14 protein-coding genes are annotated in these 13,088 nt (G+C 37.3%); 8 read left to right on the top strand and 6 right to left on the bottom strand.

The window, feature by feature from the left end:
• Positions 1-4: 4 nt before the first annotated feature.
• The 3 genes from M028_RS0114215 to M028_RS0114225 all read left to right on the top strand — a co-directional run bounded on the left by M028_RS0114215 (position 5) and on the right by M028_RS0114225 (position 4,304).
• A complete protein-coding gene (locus tag M028_RS0114215) occupies positions 5-3,007 on the top strand; it encodes an ATP-binding protein (protein ID WP_026574450.1) in 3,003 nt (1,000 codons plus the stop codon).
• A gap of 54 nt (positions 3,008-3,061) precedes the next feature.
• Positions 3,062-4,006 carry a 3'-5' exoribonuclease YhaM gene (yhaM, locus tag M028_RS0114220; RefSeq protein ID WP_026574451.1) on the top strand — a complete coding sequence of 315 codons (945 nt, stop codon included), beginning with the start codon at positions 3,062-3,064 and terminating at the stop codon, positions 4,004-4,006.
• Positions 4,007-4,115: 109 nt separating this feature from the next.
• Positions 4,116-4,304, top strand: coding sequence for a sporulation YhaL family protein (locus M028_RS0114225; protein ID WP_026574452.1), 189 nt, complete (start codon positions 4,116-4,118; stop codon positions 4,302-4,304).
• 55 nt (positions 4,305-4,359) lie between these two features.
• Here the strand turns inward: M028_RS0114225 and M028_RS0114230 are convergent, their stop codons facing one another.
• Entirely contained in the window at positions 4,360-5,235 is an 876-nt protein-coding gene (locus M028_RS0114230) for a peptidylprolyl isomerase (protein ID WP_026574453.1), read from the bottom strand.
• Between the two features lie 194 nt (positions 5,236-5,429).
• On the opposite strand from M028_RS0114230, the gene M028_RS32120 reads away from it, so the two are divergent.
• Positions 5,430-5,525 carry a YjcZ family sporulation protein gene (locus tag M028_RS32120; RefSeq protein ID WP_081810749.1) on the top strand — a complete coding sequence of 32 codons (96 nt, stop codon included), beginning with the start codon at positions 5,430-5,432 and terminating at the stop codon, positions 5,523-5,525.
• 87 nt (positions 5,526-5,612) lie between these two features.
• On the opposite strand, the gene M028_RS0114240 is transcribed toward M028_RS32120, so the two are convergent.
• Complete coding sequence (locus M028_RS0114240) at positions 5,613-5,792, bottom strand: hypothetical protein (RefSeq protein ID WP_026574454.1); 180 nt, start codon at positions 5,790-5,792, stop codon at positions 5,613-5,615.
• Between the two features lie 181 nt (positions 5,793-5,973).
• On the opposite strand from M028_RS0114240, the gene M028_RS0114245 reads away from it, so the two are divergent.
• Entirely contained in the window at positions 5,974-6,357 is a 384-nt protein-coding gene (locus M028_RS0114245) for a DUF1878 family protein (RefSeq protein WP_051591046.1), read from the top strand.
• On the opposite strand, the gene M028_RS0114250 is transcribed toward M028_RS0114245, so the two are convergent.
• The 3 genes from M028_RS0114250 to M028_RS0114260 all read right to left on the bottom strand — a co-directional run bounded on the left by M028_RS0114250 (position 6,354) and on the right by M028_RS0114260 (position 8,357).
• Complete coding sequence (locus M028_RS0114250) at positions 6,354-6,926, bottom strand: HTH-type transcriptional regulator Hpr (RefSeq protein WP_026574456.1); 573 nt, start codon at positions 6,924-6,926, stop codon at positions 6,354-6,356. The genes M028_RS0114245 and M028_RS0114250 overlap by 4 nt on opposite strands.
• A 344-nt stretch (positions 6,927-7,270) precedes the next feature.
• Complete coding sequence (locus M028_RS0114255; protein WP_026574457.1) at positions 7,271-7,801, bottom strand: tryptophan transporter; 531 nt, start codon at positions 7,799-7,801, stop codon at positions 7,271-7,273.
• Between the two features lie 136 nt (positions 7,802-7,937).
• Entirely contained in the window at positions 7,938-8,357 is a 420-nt protein-coding gene (locus M028_RS0114260; protein ID WP_026574458.1) for an HIT family protein, read from the bottom strand.
• A 590-nt stretch (positions 8,358-8,947) separates the two neighbouring features.
• Here M028_RS0114260 and M028_RS0114265 point away from each other — a divergent pair.
• From M028_RS0114265 to M028_RS0114275, 3 genes are all read left to right on the top strand, one after another.
• Entirely contained in the window at positions 8,948-9,688 is a 741-nt protein-coding gene (locus M028_RS0114265) for an ABC transporter ATP-binding protein (protein ID WP_026574459.1), read from the top strand.
• Positions 9,681-10,892 (top strand): ABC transporter permease, encoded by a 1,212-nt coding sequence (locus tag M028_RS0114270; protein WP_026574460.1) that lies wholly within the window; start codon positions 9,681-9,683, stop codon positions 10,890-10,892. Before M028_RS0114265 ends, M028_RS0114270 begins: the two co-directional genes overlap by 8 nt.
• Positions 10,893-11,153: 261 nt before the next feature.
• Positions 11,154-11,876, top strand: coding sequence for an EcsC family protein (locus M028_RS0114275; RefSeq protein ID WP_026574461.1), 723 nt, complete (start codon positions 11,154-11,156; stop codon positions 11,874-11,876).
• 24 nt (positions 11,877-11,900) lie between these two features.
• Here the strand turns inward: M028_RS0114275 and M028_RS0114280 are convergent, their stop codons facing one another.
• Positions 11,901-13,076: a M20 family metallopeptidase gene (locus tag M028_RS0114280; protein WP_026574462.1), complete on the bottom strand. Its 1,176-nt coding sequence runs from the start codon at positions 13,074-13,076 to the stop codon at positions 11,901-11,903.
• Positions 13,077-13,088: the final 12 nt, after the last annotated feature.

Below are 13,088 nucleotides of genomic sequence, written 5' to 3' on the forward strand. Positions count from 1 at the left end.
TGATTTGAAAATTATTGAGATTCATATATATGGGTATGGTCAATTGGAGAATATGCAAATCAAAGACTTAGCTGATTTTCAAGTATTCTTTGGGGAAAATGAAGCGGGTAAATCTACCATCATGGCCTTTGTTCATGGAATTTTATTTGGTTTTCCGACTAAACAGCAATCTTCTGAACTGCGCTATGAGCCCAAACATAATGATAAATATGGCGGGAAAATTAGAATCTTTCATGATGATTTTGGTTTTGCTGTCATTGAACGGGTCAAAGGGAAATCCACTGGAGATGTAAAGGTATCATTGGAAGACGGCAGATTAGGTGGAGAAGAGCTTCTTAAGGAATTATTGGGGAATTTTGATAAAGGCTTATTTCAAGCGATTTTTTCATTTAACCTAAATGGGTTACAGAACATTCATCAAATGAAAGGTGAAGAGATTGGAAAGTTTTTATTTTCCGCTGGTACATTAGGAACAGAACGCCTTTCAGAAGCGGAAACAGTCCTGCAAAAAGAACTGGAAACACGCTTTAAGCCAAGCGGGAAAAAGCCATTGTTAAATGAAAAATTACAAGAGCTCCATGCACTAAATGGAGAGTTGAAAAAGGCTTTAGCTAAAAATGATGAATATGATTCTTTCATTAAAAAACAGGAATCCATTCAAGAGGAAATGGCAGGCATTCACTACCAGTTGTCAGAAATGCAAGAAAGCAATGAAAAATTGAATGAGTGGAAGAAAATACATTCACTTGTCAAAGAAGAATTATGGACGAAAAATGAGCTCGCTGATCTAGGAGAAATTCAATTCCCTGCCCAAGGGATCGAAAGGTTTGAGAGATTAAATCAGTTGCTTTACCCATATAATGCTCAAATCAAAAGCCTGCTTGAGAGAATTGAAGTCTTGAAAAAGGAATTGGCAGCTATTCGGCCAGACGATTTATTCCTTGAACAAGAATCCACTTTAATGACAATATTGGATCAAATCCCTCTATTTGACCAGTTAGAACTGGAGCAACAGCAGTATCTTTTAAAGCTTCAAGATTATCAAGGTAGACTTTCTGAAACACTTGACCGCCTTCATTTGCCGGTAAAGGAAGAGGAACTTCTAGCCATTAATACAAATATCTACGTAAAGAATGAAGTGGAAGTAGTATCAAGCCGTGGCAAAAGGCTTAATGAAATGAAACTGGAATTGGAGGAGAGGTTTCAGGAAGAAAAAGCTGCTCTTGAAAAGCTTGAGATAGAGGTGAATTCAGCGGAAAGCCAGGTACTTCCCCATAAAGAAAGAGTCCTGCTTGAGGAAAAACTAAATAGAGAGGACAAAAAAAGTTTAGAAAATGAACTAAATTCAATTAAAGACCAAATTGAATTCTATCGTCTTGCCAATGAACGTGAACAAAATGAATGGAAAAGACTTCAGAAGCAAAAGAAGCTTCAATTTCTTCTGTTTGAAATCATTTTACTTGGACTAGTATTCTACGGAATTTTTACGAAGCAATCGGGATTAGTATTTATCGGTGTTCTTGCCGCTTTATTGACAGGAGTTTTAATGGTAAAAAGCTTCAATCGACCAAAAGGACAAGATTCCAATCCAACTTTAGATTCTTTGAAGGAAAAAGAGAAACAAGTAATCCAAAAGCTAGGGTCAGCAGAATATGCAAACTTTATGAAACTTCAGGAGCAATTACTTCTGGATAATCGACGGAAGGAACAGTTACAAGGGTTGCAAATGCGACTTGAACAGCAGAATGACCAATATGATAAGGTAATCTCCAAATTTGAAGCCTGGGAAATTGAATCGGCAAAATATAAGGAAAGTCTTTTTACCCTTGCTAGCCAACTGCAACTTCCTGAATATATCGCCATGACCCATTTACGTGAGGCTTTCGGGCTTATTGAACAATATAAAACGCTATGGAGAGAAAAGAGCTATCTGCAAGAGCGTATTACACAAATCAAGGAAAAACAGCTATCCATAGAAAATAGTCTTGAATTATTTGCAAATCGTTATTTATCGGAAGTTCATATGGACCTGCATAAAAAAGGCTATGCGCTCAGGGAGAAATTAAAGGTTGAGCACGAGAAAAAGATAATGAGTCAAGAGAGACTAGCAAAACTCCTGGATTTAGAGAATGAATTAACACAAAAGAAACGGGAACAGTCGCACTTAAAAGAAGAAATTAAAAAGCTTTATAATGAAGCTGAGGCCAGCAATGACCAGCAATACTACGAACTGGGGGTAAAAGCTGAAAAACAAGCGAAGTTTAAAGATCGATTAAAGGATATTCAAAAGCAGCTTCAGTTTTCAATCATTACTGAACCCGAGCGGAAGAGCTTTTTACACCTTCATAATATTGAAGAAAAGGTAGTGGAACAGCAAAAAGAAGCAATCCGTTTAAAAGATAGACTGACAGCACTGCAAGAGGAAGATGCGTCTATAAAATATGAAATTCAGGTCCTCGAAGAGGGTGGTATTTATTCTGAGCTTCTTCACCAATTTAAGCAGAAAAAATATGAGCTGGAAGAAATGGCAAAGGAATGGTCTGTTTATTGCCTTGCTCAAGATATTCTGGCAAAGACGGTTGAAAAGTATAAAAATACATACCTGCCAAGAATGCTGTCTAAAGCGGAGGAGTATTTGTTTTTTTTAACAGAGGGGAGATACCATCGAATTCATCTTCAAAAGTCGGGGACTGGCTTTTTAATTGAAAGGAAGGATTACACGATTTTTGAGGCAAATGAACTTAGCCAAGCGACTACCGAACAAGTCTATGTTTCGATAAGGCTTGCCTTGGCCACCACACTATATGAAAAATATCGTTTTCCGATCATCATTGATGATAGCTTTGTAAATTTTGATGCCAGAAGAACACAAAAAATCATCGAACTATTAAAGAGTTTAAAACAAAATCAAATTTTATTTTTTACCTGCCATACACATTTGCTTCAGAATTTCTCACATGAAAATATTCTTTTGCTAAATAAAGGGATTGTAGAGATTCCTTCATAGGGTGATAGACCAATATGTTATACTAGGTTTCATAGAAAGGGGCGTTGGAATACAATGGGTAAAGGAATTCTATATTATAATGTCGGTGACCAGGTTGAATTGTTTTTACTGATTAAAAGCGCCACGAAAGGGACGGCTAGTAATGGCAAGCCTTTTTTGACGCTTATATTGCAAGACCAAAGCGGGGAAATTGAGGCTAAACTTTGGGATGCTGGTGAAGAAGATGAGAAAAACTATGCACCTCAAAATATCGTAAAAATAATTGGGGAACTTCAAAATTATCGTGGTAAAAGTCAGTTAAAAATTAGACAAATTCGCAAATCAGGACCAAATGATCGTGTTAAGCTTGATGACTTTCTTGAGGCTGCACCACTAAGTCAAGATGAAATGTCTAGCAAACTGACTCAATATATTTTTGATATGAAAAATCCTAATATCCAAAGAATAACAAGACATTTAATTAAAAAGCACCAGGAAGCTTTTTTAGTCTATCCGGCGGCAACAAAAAATCATCACGAGTTTGTTTCCGGTCTGGCCTACCATGTTGTCAGTATGCTCGATTTGGCCAAGGCTATTTCCTCCTTGTATCCTAGTCTTGATCGGGACCTTCTTTATGCAGGGGTTATTTTACACGATATGGGGAAAGTTTTAGAACTTTCTGGACCAATCTCAACGATGTATACGATTGAAGGAAATCTCCTCGGCCATATTACCATCATGGTGAATGAAATTGGCAAGGCTGCCGAAGAATTAGGAATTTCCGGGGAGGAAGTATTAATCCTTCAGCATCTTGTTCTTAGTCATCATGGAAAAGCTGAATGGGGCAGCCCGAAACCTCCGCTCATTAAAGAAGCAGAGATTCTTCATTATATCGATAATTTGGATGCAAAAATGAACATGCTTGACCGTGCGCTTGAAAGAGTGAAGCCCGGGGAATTTACAGAGCGAATTTTTGCCTTGGATAACCGCTCTTTTTATAAGCCAGTGTTTCATAAATAAAAGATAGCCCAATTGGGTTATCTTTTTTATTTGGATAAGAATAAATTCTGGAAATCCGAATACATTGTATTAAAATCATGGACAACCAATCGTGGAGGGAGTATTAAATATGTCTATTCCTATTTGGGTATTTGCAGTGGTAGCAGGAATCGTAATTAGCGCTTTAATGGCTATTAAGACCGGCAGGGAGGAACGCCAGCTGGAAATGGAGAGTATTGAAAAGGAAGGGGAAATCTATCTAGACCGCCTAGAAAAGGAAAGGGAACGGCGTGAAGGAGAAAAAGCTGCAGGAGTATAAGAAAAGGGAAGAGTGACTCACAAACGGAGTCACTCTTCTTTAATATCATTTAATATTATTGTTGTGGTGCAGCAGTTGTTGTTTGCGGTTTAAGAGCGTCTTTAAGGTCTTTGTCACTAACAGTTACATCTGCAGCTTTTAATTCATTCTGCATTGCTTTATTAATGTCATCATTTGTTAATTTTGAGGATTTTACTTGATATTCAAGTTCTTTCTTCATTTGATCAAATGATTTTTTCTTTTTCTTGTCTGTAACTTGGATAATATGATAGCCAAACTGTGATTTAACCGGGTCACTAATTTCATTAATCTTTAGGGCATATGCTGCTTTTTCAAAGGCAGGATCCATTTTTCCGGTGCCAAACCAGCCTAAATCGCCGCCGTTTTGAGCGGAACCTGGGTCTTGTGAGTATTTCTTAGCCAGGTCTTCGAATTTTTCGCCGGCATCTAATTTTTTCTTAACCTCTTTTGCGGTTTTTTCATCGTTCACAAGGATATGACGTGCTTTAATTTCAGGCTGATATTTGGCGTAGGCATCTTTTAATTCTTTGTCAGTGACTTTGACGTCTTTCATGGCCGCCTTTTCCTGCATCATGCCAACCTTCATGGTTTTCTTTAAGTCAGCTTCACTTTTATATCCATATTGTGCAAGTGCAGCCTCAAAATTAGACCCAAGCTGTTCTTTTAATTGTGCAACTTTGGCGTCCAATTCTTTGTTTGTCACGTTGTATTTCTTTGCAAGAACTTTTTCATAAACTAACTGCTGCAGAGCTTGATTCCCAATCTTGTCTTTCATGGCTTGATAAAGCTCTTCTTTTGTTACGTCTCCGACCTTGCTTTTTGCTACGGTATCAGATGAACCCGATTGATTACATGCACTTAATGCAATAACCCCGCCGGCTAACGTAAGGGCTAATAACCATTTTTTCACGATGAACCTCTCCTAAACAGTAAATTCTTGTGGCACTCATAACTTGACCACAACCTATACTATAACATAAAAGGGAATAACAGCAAAAATTTAAGCCATGGAAGTTGGGCTTTTATCAGAAATTTTCATCGAGCCTAGGCGAATTGAGCATTGCTTGAATAGGATATCGTAATCGGCATGAAGGAGGGAAACGTATGACAGGTGCAGCTGGAGGATACGGTGGAGGATTTGCGTTAATTGTTGTCCTTTTCATCTTATTAATTATCATTGGAGCGGCTTGGGTTTATTAAAAGCCAAAATTAAAAGCGATGAGGGATCTCATCGCTTTATTGTTTATGACGAATTTACTTACTCGTCATGCAGGAGATAAAAGAGTATTATGTATACAAAATCTCCACGTATGACGATACAAGTAAAATGGTAATGAGGACATTTATGGTCCGAAATACCTTATGCTGCCGATCTTCTGGAATTTCCTTTTGAATACAAAGGGAATTAGTCATTTTATTTACATAAAACAGGATAAAGATAGCAAAGACAATAAAAATGGAGATCATCAACGATTCCCTCCTTGTTGTTCATCAGTATACTCTTACTACAATATCAAAAAAAGTTAGAAAAAGATAGTCTAAAAGAGTGAAAGAAAAAAAGCCTTTGATATTTGAAACATAAATAAGCTAAAATGCTGTAAAGCCATAAAATAAAAAATTGTTTACCTTCTTGCAGAAAAGGTAAATAATGAACATAAAAGTATTGATTTGGAATGAGGTAAATCCAGTGGAGAATCACGAATTACTAAATAAAATTCAGTTGCTTGAATATCATCAAAGAATTCTTCTAACATTAATCAACAATCCTAAACAGGATTTTTACAGGATGATCATTGAAAATGGCCTTTCAGAGCAAGAAGTAAGGGAATTCATGCAAATTTGTGACGAATTGAGCATAAAAATGGAAAAACAAAAAGCGGAAGGATTTATTTATTTTCAACCGCTTTTTACTGAGTTTTTATATTTATTACCTGAAAAATTAGATAGTAAAGATGTAATTCGGGCTTGCTCTTCCCAGGGACTTTATTTACCGCTTATGAAGGAATTGAATAAATACATATACTCTGATTAGACAAGTTCTTGTTCTGATTTTGCTTTTCTTAGTTTGCCATCTTGCTCCGTAAATTCACTTTCAATATTATGGAAAGAGCGTTCGAAAATTTCCATGAAATCATCCCCGTAAATATTTCGAACAATTGCCATCATTTCAATAATATCGGGAAATTTCCCATACAAATCACGAAGCGGTAAGGCACCTGTATATACGGCATTGCTGTTCGGTTCATATGTCTCCATCAATTGAAGCAAGATCTTTTCCCCTTCAGCCGTTAGCTGAATATAGGTATTCCGTTTGTCGTTTTCCTTTTTTGAGAATTTGAGTAATCCTCTTTCTTCTAACTTCTTTGAAAAATTAAACGCTGTGGAGACATGCATAACTCCGAATTTTGCCACATCGGAAATGGAGGCACCGTTTAGATGATAGGCAATCCAAAGAATATGATGTTCATTAATATTTAAATCAAAAGGTTTTATCCACTGTTGCCAATCCTTCTCAATTGACTTCCACAAAGCTTTACTTAATTGAGCAATCCGCTGGCTAAAAAGCATCGCTTCTTTCATAGAATATTGTTTCTCTGACATCCCCAATTTCACCTACTTTTATATTTCTCTATTATCATTATGCCAATAAAATAAAAATTAATAAAGATATAAATTTACAAAATCTTTAGAAATTACAACAATGTTTCTAATTTTTTGATAACTTTCTTTAAAAAAAGTGTACGAAATAATTCTTATTCCTATTTTACGTGTTTTGTGGATTAATTCCAACCTTTTGAATATTCTATTTCTTAAAAAATTTTTCCAGTAGGTTGATTACTATGTAGCTAGAAAGGACAATACAATTGACAGATCATAGCGTGAACCATAAATATTATATAAAGAAAAGAACCCTTAGGGTTCTTTTCTATTTCGTAATCAAAAAATTATTTTTGAATAACAGACGGTGATGCCAATTTTGTTCTTTTTACTACTGATTGAGCAACTGGGAATAAGATCACCATAGCAACAGTATTTACAACAGTTGCGGGTAAAACAACTGCAGCAAAAAGTCCAACAAAAGGTCCAGGTAATCCAACAATTACTAAAGCAGACGATAAAAAGACAGTTCCAGATACTAATGTACCAAGAGCTGTTAAAACAGCAGCACTAATAACGGAATTTCGGAATTGCTTTAAAGCTGTAAATAAGCCAAAGAACACAGAAGCAGTGACAAGTTTGTCAATGATATTTGGAATTTGACCTCCAGGGAACCCAGTTGTTAATGCAGAAATAATTCCAGTAACAATGGCTAAAAGTAATACATTCTTGAACTCAGGAAATAAAATAATTCCTAAAAACATCATTAATAACATCATGTCCGGCTTCATGCCTAAAAATATTGGCGGAATCACCGCGTGTAAAACAGCCCCTATCCCTACTAGTAAAGCTAAAGCAACCAGATTCTTTGTATTCATTTCTCAACTCTCCTCTTCTAATCTCTGCTATTGGTTTCTCCTGCAGTGCACTCATTGCCTGCAGCGAAAAACTTGAAATCATTATACCACATTATCATTAAAATGATAAAGAAATAATTTTCAGAGAATTAAAAAATCAAAGGTGATTTTTGATTCCAGACGCCATTTCCTGCAGGATCGCAGGTGTGTAATCACTCTGGTTATTTTTCCATACCGCACCAAAACCATCACCTTTGCCATAACGCGGAATTAAATGCATATGATAGTGGAATACTGTTTGTCCTGCTTGTTCGCCATTATTATTCACCGTATTTAACCCAACAGGTTCAAATTCCTGCTTTAAGGCCCTAGCAATTTCCGGGACAACTTCAAAGAGGTTTCGGGCAATTTCAGGTGTTAACTCGAATACATTTTCTTTATGTATTTTCGGTATTATGAGAGTATGACCCTTTGTGACTTGGCTAATATCTAAAAAAGCCAATACATGTTCATTCTCAAATACTTTCGCGGACGGGATTTCACCATTAACAATTTTGCAAAAAATACAATCGCTCATTTTTCGCACAACCTTTCCAATATGTTTGTCTTATTTTACCATGGTGGGGGGCAATACAAAAGAAAAGAGCAGAATCCGTATAGGATTCCGCCCTCTCGAAGGGGAATTGCTTCAATTGGAACGTTCATTTAGGAGTGTTCTTTGATAAACACCTCATTTGTCCTTAGAGTGTTTTTATAAAGAATCATCATTGTTCAAGCTGACCATCCCCTATGTTGTTTTTATATGTTTTCCCAACTTATAAAAACAGGAAGCGATCTGCGGTAAACACCTCATTTGTTAGTTTATTTGTGAATAAACCTTGGTGTTATGAACTCAAAATGGTTACATGCACATTGTACAAAACAACCATCCCCTTATTTGAAACGAATAGAAGCTCACTTGTTTGAAAGGAAATTGTCTTTAACAGACACCTCATTTCAAGTTTTGATGAATTTCTTCATCGAAGTAAGTTGTTTCCCCTTCGAATATTATGATAACCAGTTTGATGACTTCTATACAAAAAAAGATAAAAAAATTGAATTTCTATTTTTATCGTGGCCAATTTGTTAAAATGAAAGGAAATATCATGCAATGGAAGGGCGTTGTACATGTCTTTATTAACGATTGAACACCTTGTCGGGGGATATACAAAAAACCCCGTTCTAAAAGATGTTTCATTTGAAGTAAAGGAAAAAGAAATCGTTGGACTTATTGGCTTAAACGGTGCCGGAAAAAGTACCACGATTAAACATATTATTGGATTAATGGAACCGAGAAGCGGTGAAATAAAAATTAAGGGTCAAATTTTTACGGACAATAAAGAAGCATATCGAAAATTGTTCACCTTTGTTCCGGAAACCCCCATATTATATGAAGAACTTACATTGGATGAACATTTGCGGTTAACCGCTATGGCTTATGGTCTTAATGAAACAGAGTATAAGTCGAGGGTGGCACCATTGCTTTCTGAATATCGAATGGAAAAACGTCTAAATTGGTTTCCAGCCCATTTTTCAAAAGGAATGAAGCAGAAAGTTATGATTATGTGTGCCTTTTTAGTTCAGCCCGCACTTTATATTGTCGATGAACCATTTGTGGGCTTGGATCCGCTTGGTATCCAATCACTATTGGATATGATGAAAAAAATGAAAGAAAACGGGGCAGGAATTCTCATGTCGACCCATATCCTTGCCACCGCTGAGAAATATTGCGACCGGTTTGTCATCCTCCATGAGGGGAAAATCAGGGCAAAGGGGACCTTGGCTGATTTACGTAAGGAATTTTCAATGCCGGATGCGTCTTTAGATGATTTGTATATTCAATTAACAAAGGAAGAAAAATATGTTTGATGAAAAAAGTCTTTGGAATCAGCGTTTTGGACACAGGCTTAAGGATTTAGGAAGTTATCTGCGCTATATTTTTAATGGTCATCTTGTAATTGTCTTGGTATTTTTAGCAGGGGGGGCCGCTTTTTATTATCAGAAATGGATTGAGAAGCTGTCGGCCGGTTTCCCCGCCGAGCTGATTATCGCTGTAATAATTGGGCTTTTTTTAACCTATAGTCCTGTTTATAATTTTTTGCTGGAAGCAGACCGGGTTTTCCTGCTGCCTCTTGAAACGCGTCTTCGGGATTATTTTTTGCGGTCGGGGATTGTCAGCCTTGTTTTTCAAGGATATATTCTCCTAATGGTTCAAGCTGTTCTGATGCCCATGTATGCCCATGTAAGTCCTAATGGTTTTCATTCTTTTTTACTGTTTTATGCAGTGCTATTGATTATTAAAGCATGGAACTTAGTGGTAAGCTGGAAAATTCACTATTTTGTTCAGCCCTCGATTTACCGTTGGGACATGGTTGTGCGCTATTTTATCAATGCTGTTTTTACCTTCCTGCTATTTAAACAAGCTAATTTTGTGATCCTATTAGTTATGGTGTTGGTGATGGGATTCTACTATTGGTCGTTTCAGGCACGGACAAGAAAGCTCGGGTTGAAATGGGACTTGCTGATTGAACAGGAAGAGAAGAGAATGGCTGCTTTTTACCGGCTTGCAAATCTGTTCACAGATGTTCCGAAGTTAAAGGATACGGTAAAAAGAAGGAAATGGCTCGATCTTTTCTTGAAGAGAATCAGTTTTATTCAAAAAAATACTTATTTATTTCTATTTTCACGGACGTTTTTGCGTTCCTCAGATTACCTAGGTCTGTTTATTCGCTTAACAGTCATTGGAGCTCTTGCGTTGTATTTTATTTCGTTTGGTTTTGGTCAAATTGGATTGGCCGTTTTATTCTTATATTTAACCGGGTTTCAGCTTCTGCCGCTTTGGAATCATCATCAAAACAAACTCTGGGTGGATCTTTATCCGGTTGCAGCGCAAGACAAGACAAATGCTTTTCAGTCGTTATTGATGGTTATTCTGGTGCTACAGGCCTTCCTATTTGCTTTATTTATTTTACTAAAAGGGGAAATTGTAATCGCAATGCTTGAACTCGCAGCAGGACTAGTGTTTTCATACTTGTTTGTTTACCTTTATAGTAGGAAGCGGGTAAAGGCTTGATAGGTGATGGGATGTAGTGGAAAGTATCTGGAGCAAAGTGGAAAGTAGAGTCGGAAAGGGATATCTTAAATCAAGGAAATTCCATAAAAATGAATTGAAAATTACCTGCGCCAGGCAAATGCCTGGCGTTTTAACTCGAAATTGTCCTTTACAGGAAAATTTAAGGATCGTGTCTACCGTCAACCGTCAACCCAAGAATTGAAACCTTTTTAATGAGAATTTCGTAAAATACTTTAAAGGCTTATTAAAGGTTGTGTTTTCATGAATGATTACGAATTAAAGATTTATGATGAGGTAACGGATTGGAAATATAAAATCACGAAACGCTCGGGTATGGTAAGCAGATTTTCAAAAAAGGCACAAGAGAAAGTTAACGGATTGATTCCGGAAAAGGTTCATCAAGTCATGACAGAAAGCATTAAAGCAATGGTGAAAACCACATTGTTTGGTTCCCAAATGACCACCAATAAAAATCAAGCAGTCGGATTAAATCTGGAGGAACGAGATGAATTAATGCGTAAAAAAACAGCAGCCTTTCAAAAAACAGCACTGATTGAGGGGGCGGGAACTGGTGCGGGCGGAATCTTACTAGGACTTGCTGACTTTCCATTGCTGCTTACAATCAAAATGAAATTTCTATTTGAGGCTGCTTCAATTTATGGCTTTAACACAAATGAGTATGAAGAAAGGCTGTTTATTCTTCATGTTTTTCAGCTGGCATTTTCAAGTGATGAGGTCCGAAGGGAAACCCTTAAGAATATCGAAAATTGGGAGGAGCGAAAGCAGGTTCTCATCGAAATGGATTGGCGCAAGTTTCAGCAGGAATATCGCGATTACATCGATTTTGCCAAAATGCTGCAGCTCGTACCGGGGATTGGTGCTTTTGTCGGTGCCTATGCCAATAATAATCTCCTCAAGCATTTAGGTGAAACAGCAATGAATGCCTATAGGTTGCGAATATTAAAAAAAGCCCCTGAACTATAAAAAATGTTCAGGGGTTAACTATTACTATTGGCTATGAATTCGAATAGCCACTGTACCTAGTGTTTTAGCAGCAATGAGCATTGCTTTTTCATCAATATCAAATTTAGGATGATGGTGCGGAGCCGGTTTTTCGACTCCTTCCGGTTTTGCCCCGGTGAAAAAGAACGTACCCGGTACCATTTCCAAATAATAGGAAAAATCTTCACCACCCATTTGCGGTTCCGTTTCCTCAATCATTTGGACCTCCGGAACCTCTTCAGCACAGGTAATAAGAAAATCTGTTTCCTTTGCATGGTTCACAACAGCCGGATAGCCTCTTTCATACAAGAATTCGTAACTGCTATCAGCCAGGTAACACGTTCCATGAATGATTCGATCCATCTCTTTTTCAATAAACGATCGAACATCTTCGTTAAATGTCCTCACCGTACCGACAAGCTTTGCTTTATCCGCTATGACATTAAAGGCGTTTTGGGCAGTAAAAGAACCAACCGTCACCACGGCAGAATCTACCGGATTTACTTTTCTGCTGACAATTTGCTGAAGATTTATGACGAGCTGGGATGCGGTAACAATTGCATCCTTTGTTTTGTGCGGCTGGGCACCATGGCCGCCCTGACCTTGGATATCAATTTCAAACCGATCGGCGGCAGCCATGAATGGGCCTGTTCGATATTGAATTTTACCAGTAGGCTCACTAGCCCATAAATGAGTGCCAAAAATAACATCTACACCCTCTAAGCAGCCATCTTCAATCATCGAAATAGCCCCGCCCGGTGCGTATTCTTCTGCATGCTGATGAATGAAAACATAATTACCGGCTAATTCATCCCGAAGTTCATTTAAAGCTTTTGCGAGAAATAACAGTGTTGCTGTATGACCATCATGTCCGCATGCATGCATAACTCCAGGAACGGTTGATTTATAGGGAACATCCTTTTCATCTTGGATTGGCAAGGCATCAAAATCTGCCCTTAATGCAACGGTCTTTCCTGGATTTTTTCCATAAACCTTGGCGACCACTCCATTGCCACCGATCTTTCCTTTTACCTCAATACCCAATTTTTCATAAAAATCTTGAATGAATTTTGCTGTTTGATACTCTTTAAAGGATAATTCAGGATGTTGATGCAAATAGCGGCGAACTGAAACCATATCATCATAGGAACCTTCCAATTTAGCGAAAAGTTTATTAAGCATGAAATCCCTCCA

The sequence above is a fragment of the Bacillus sp. UNC438CL73TsuS30 genome (genome assembly GCF_000482325.1).
Classification (GTDB): domain Bacteria; phylum Bacillota; class Bacilli; order Bacillales; family Cytobacillaceae; genus Neobacillus.

Excerpts from the sequence above, each read along its gene's own strand:
- M028_RS0114245 (WP_051591046.1), top strand. The coding sequence starts at position 5,974 with ATGAACATAAAAGTATTGATTTGGAATGAGGTAAATCCAGTGGAGAAT.
- M028_RS0114275 (WP_026574461.1), top strand. The coding sequence starts at position 11,154 with ATGAATGATTACGAATTAAAGATTTATGATGAGGTAACGGATTGGAAA.
- M028_RS0114280 (WP_026574462.1), bottom strand. The coding sequence starts at position 13,076 with ATGCTTAATAAACTTTTCGCTAAATTGGAAGGTTCCTATGATGATATG.
- M028_RS0114265 (WP_026574459.1), top strand. The coding sequence starts at position 8,948 with ATGTCTTTATTAACGATTGAACACCTTGTCGGGGGATATACAAAAAAC.
- yhaM (WP_026574451.1), top strand. The coding sequence starts at position 3,062 with ATGGGTAAAGGAATTCTATATTATAATGTCGGTGACCAGGTTGAATTG.
- M028_RS0114250 (WP_026574456.1), bottom strand. The coding sequence starts at position 6,926 with ATGTCAGAGAAACAATATTCTATGAAAGAAGCGATGCTTTTTAGCCAG.
- M028_RS32120 (WP_081810749.1), top strand. The coding sequence starts at position 5,430 with ATGACAGGTGCAGCTGGAGGATACGGTGGAGGATTTGCGTTAATTGTT.
- M028_RS0114270 (WP_026574460.1), top strand. The coding sequence starts at position 9,681 with ATGTTTGATGAAAAAAGTCTTTGGAATCAGCGTTTTGGACACAGGCTT.
- M028_RS0114240 (WP_026574454.1), bottom strand. The coding sequence starts at position 5,792 with ATGATCTCCATTTTTATTGTCTTTGCTATCTTTATCCTGTTTTATGTA.
- M028_RS0114225 (WP_026574452.1), top strand. The coding sequence starts at position 4,116 with ATGTCTATTCCTATTTGGGTATTTGCAGTGGTAGCAGGAATCGTAATT.
- M028_RS0114260 (WP_026574458.1), bottom strand. The coding sequence starts at position 8,357 with ATGAGCGATTGTATTTTTTGCAAAATTGTTAATGGTGAAATCCCGTCC.
- M028_RS0114255 (WP_026574457.1), bottom strand. The coding sequence starts at position 7,801 with ATGAATACAAAGAATCTGGTTGCTTTAGCTTTACTAGTAGGGATAGGG.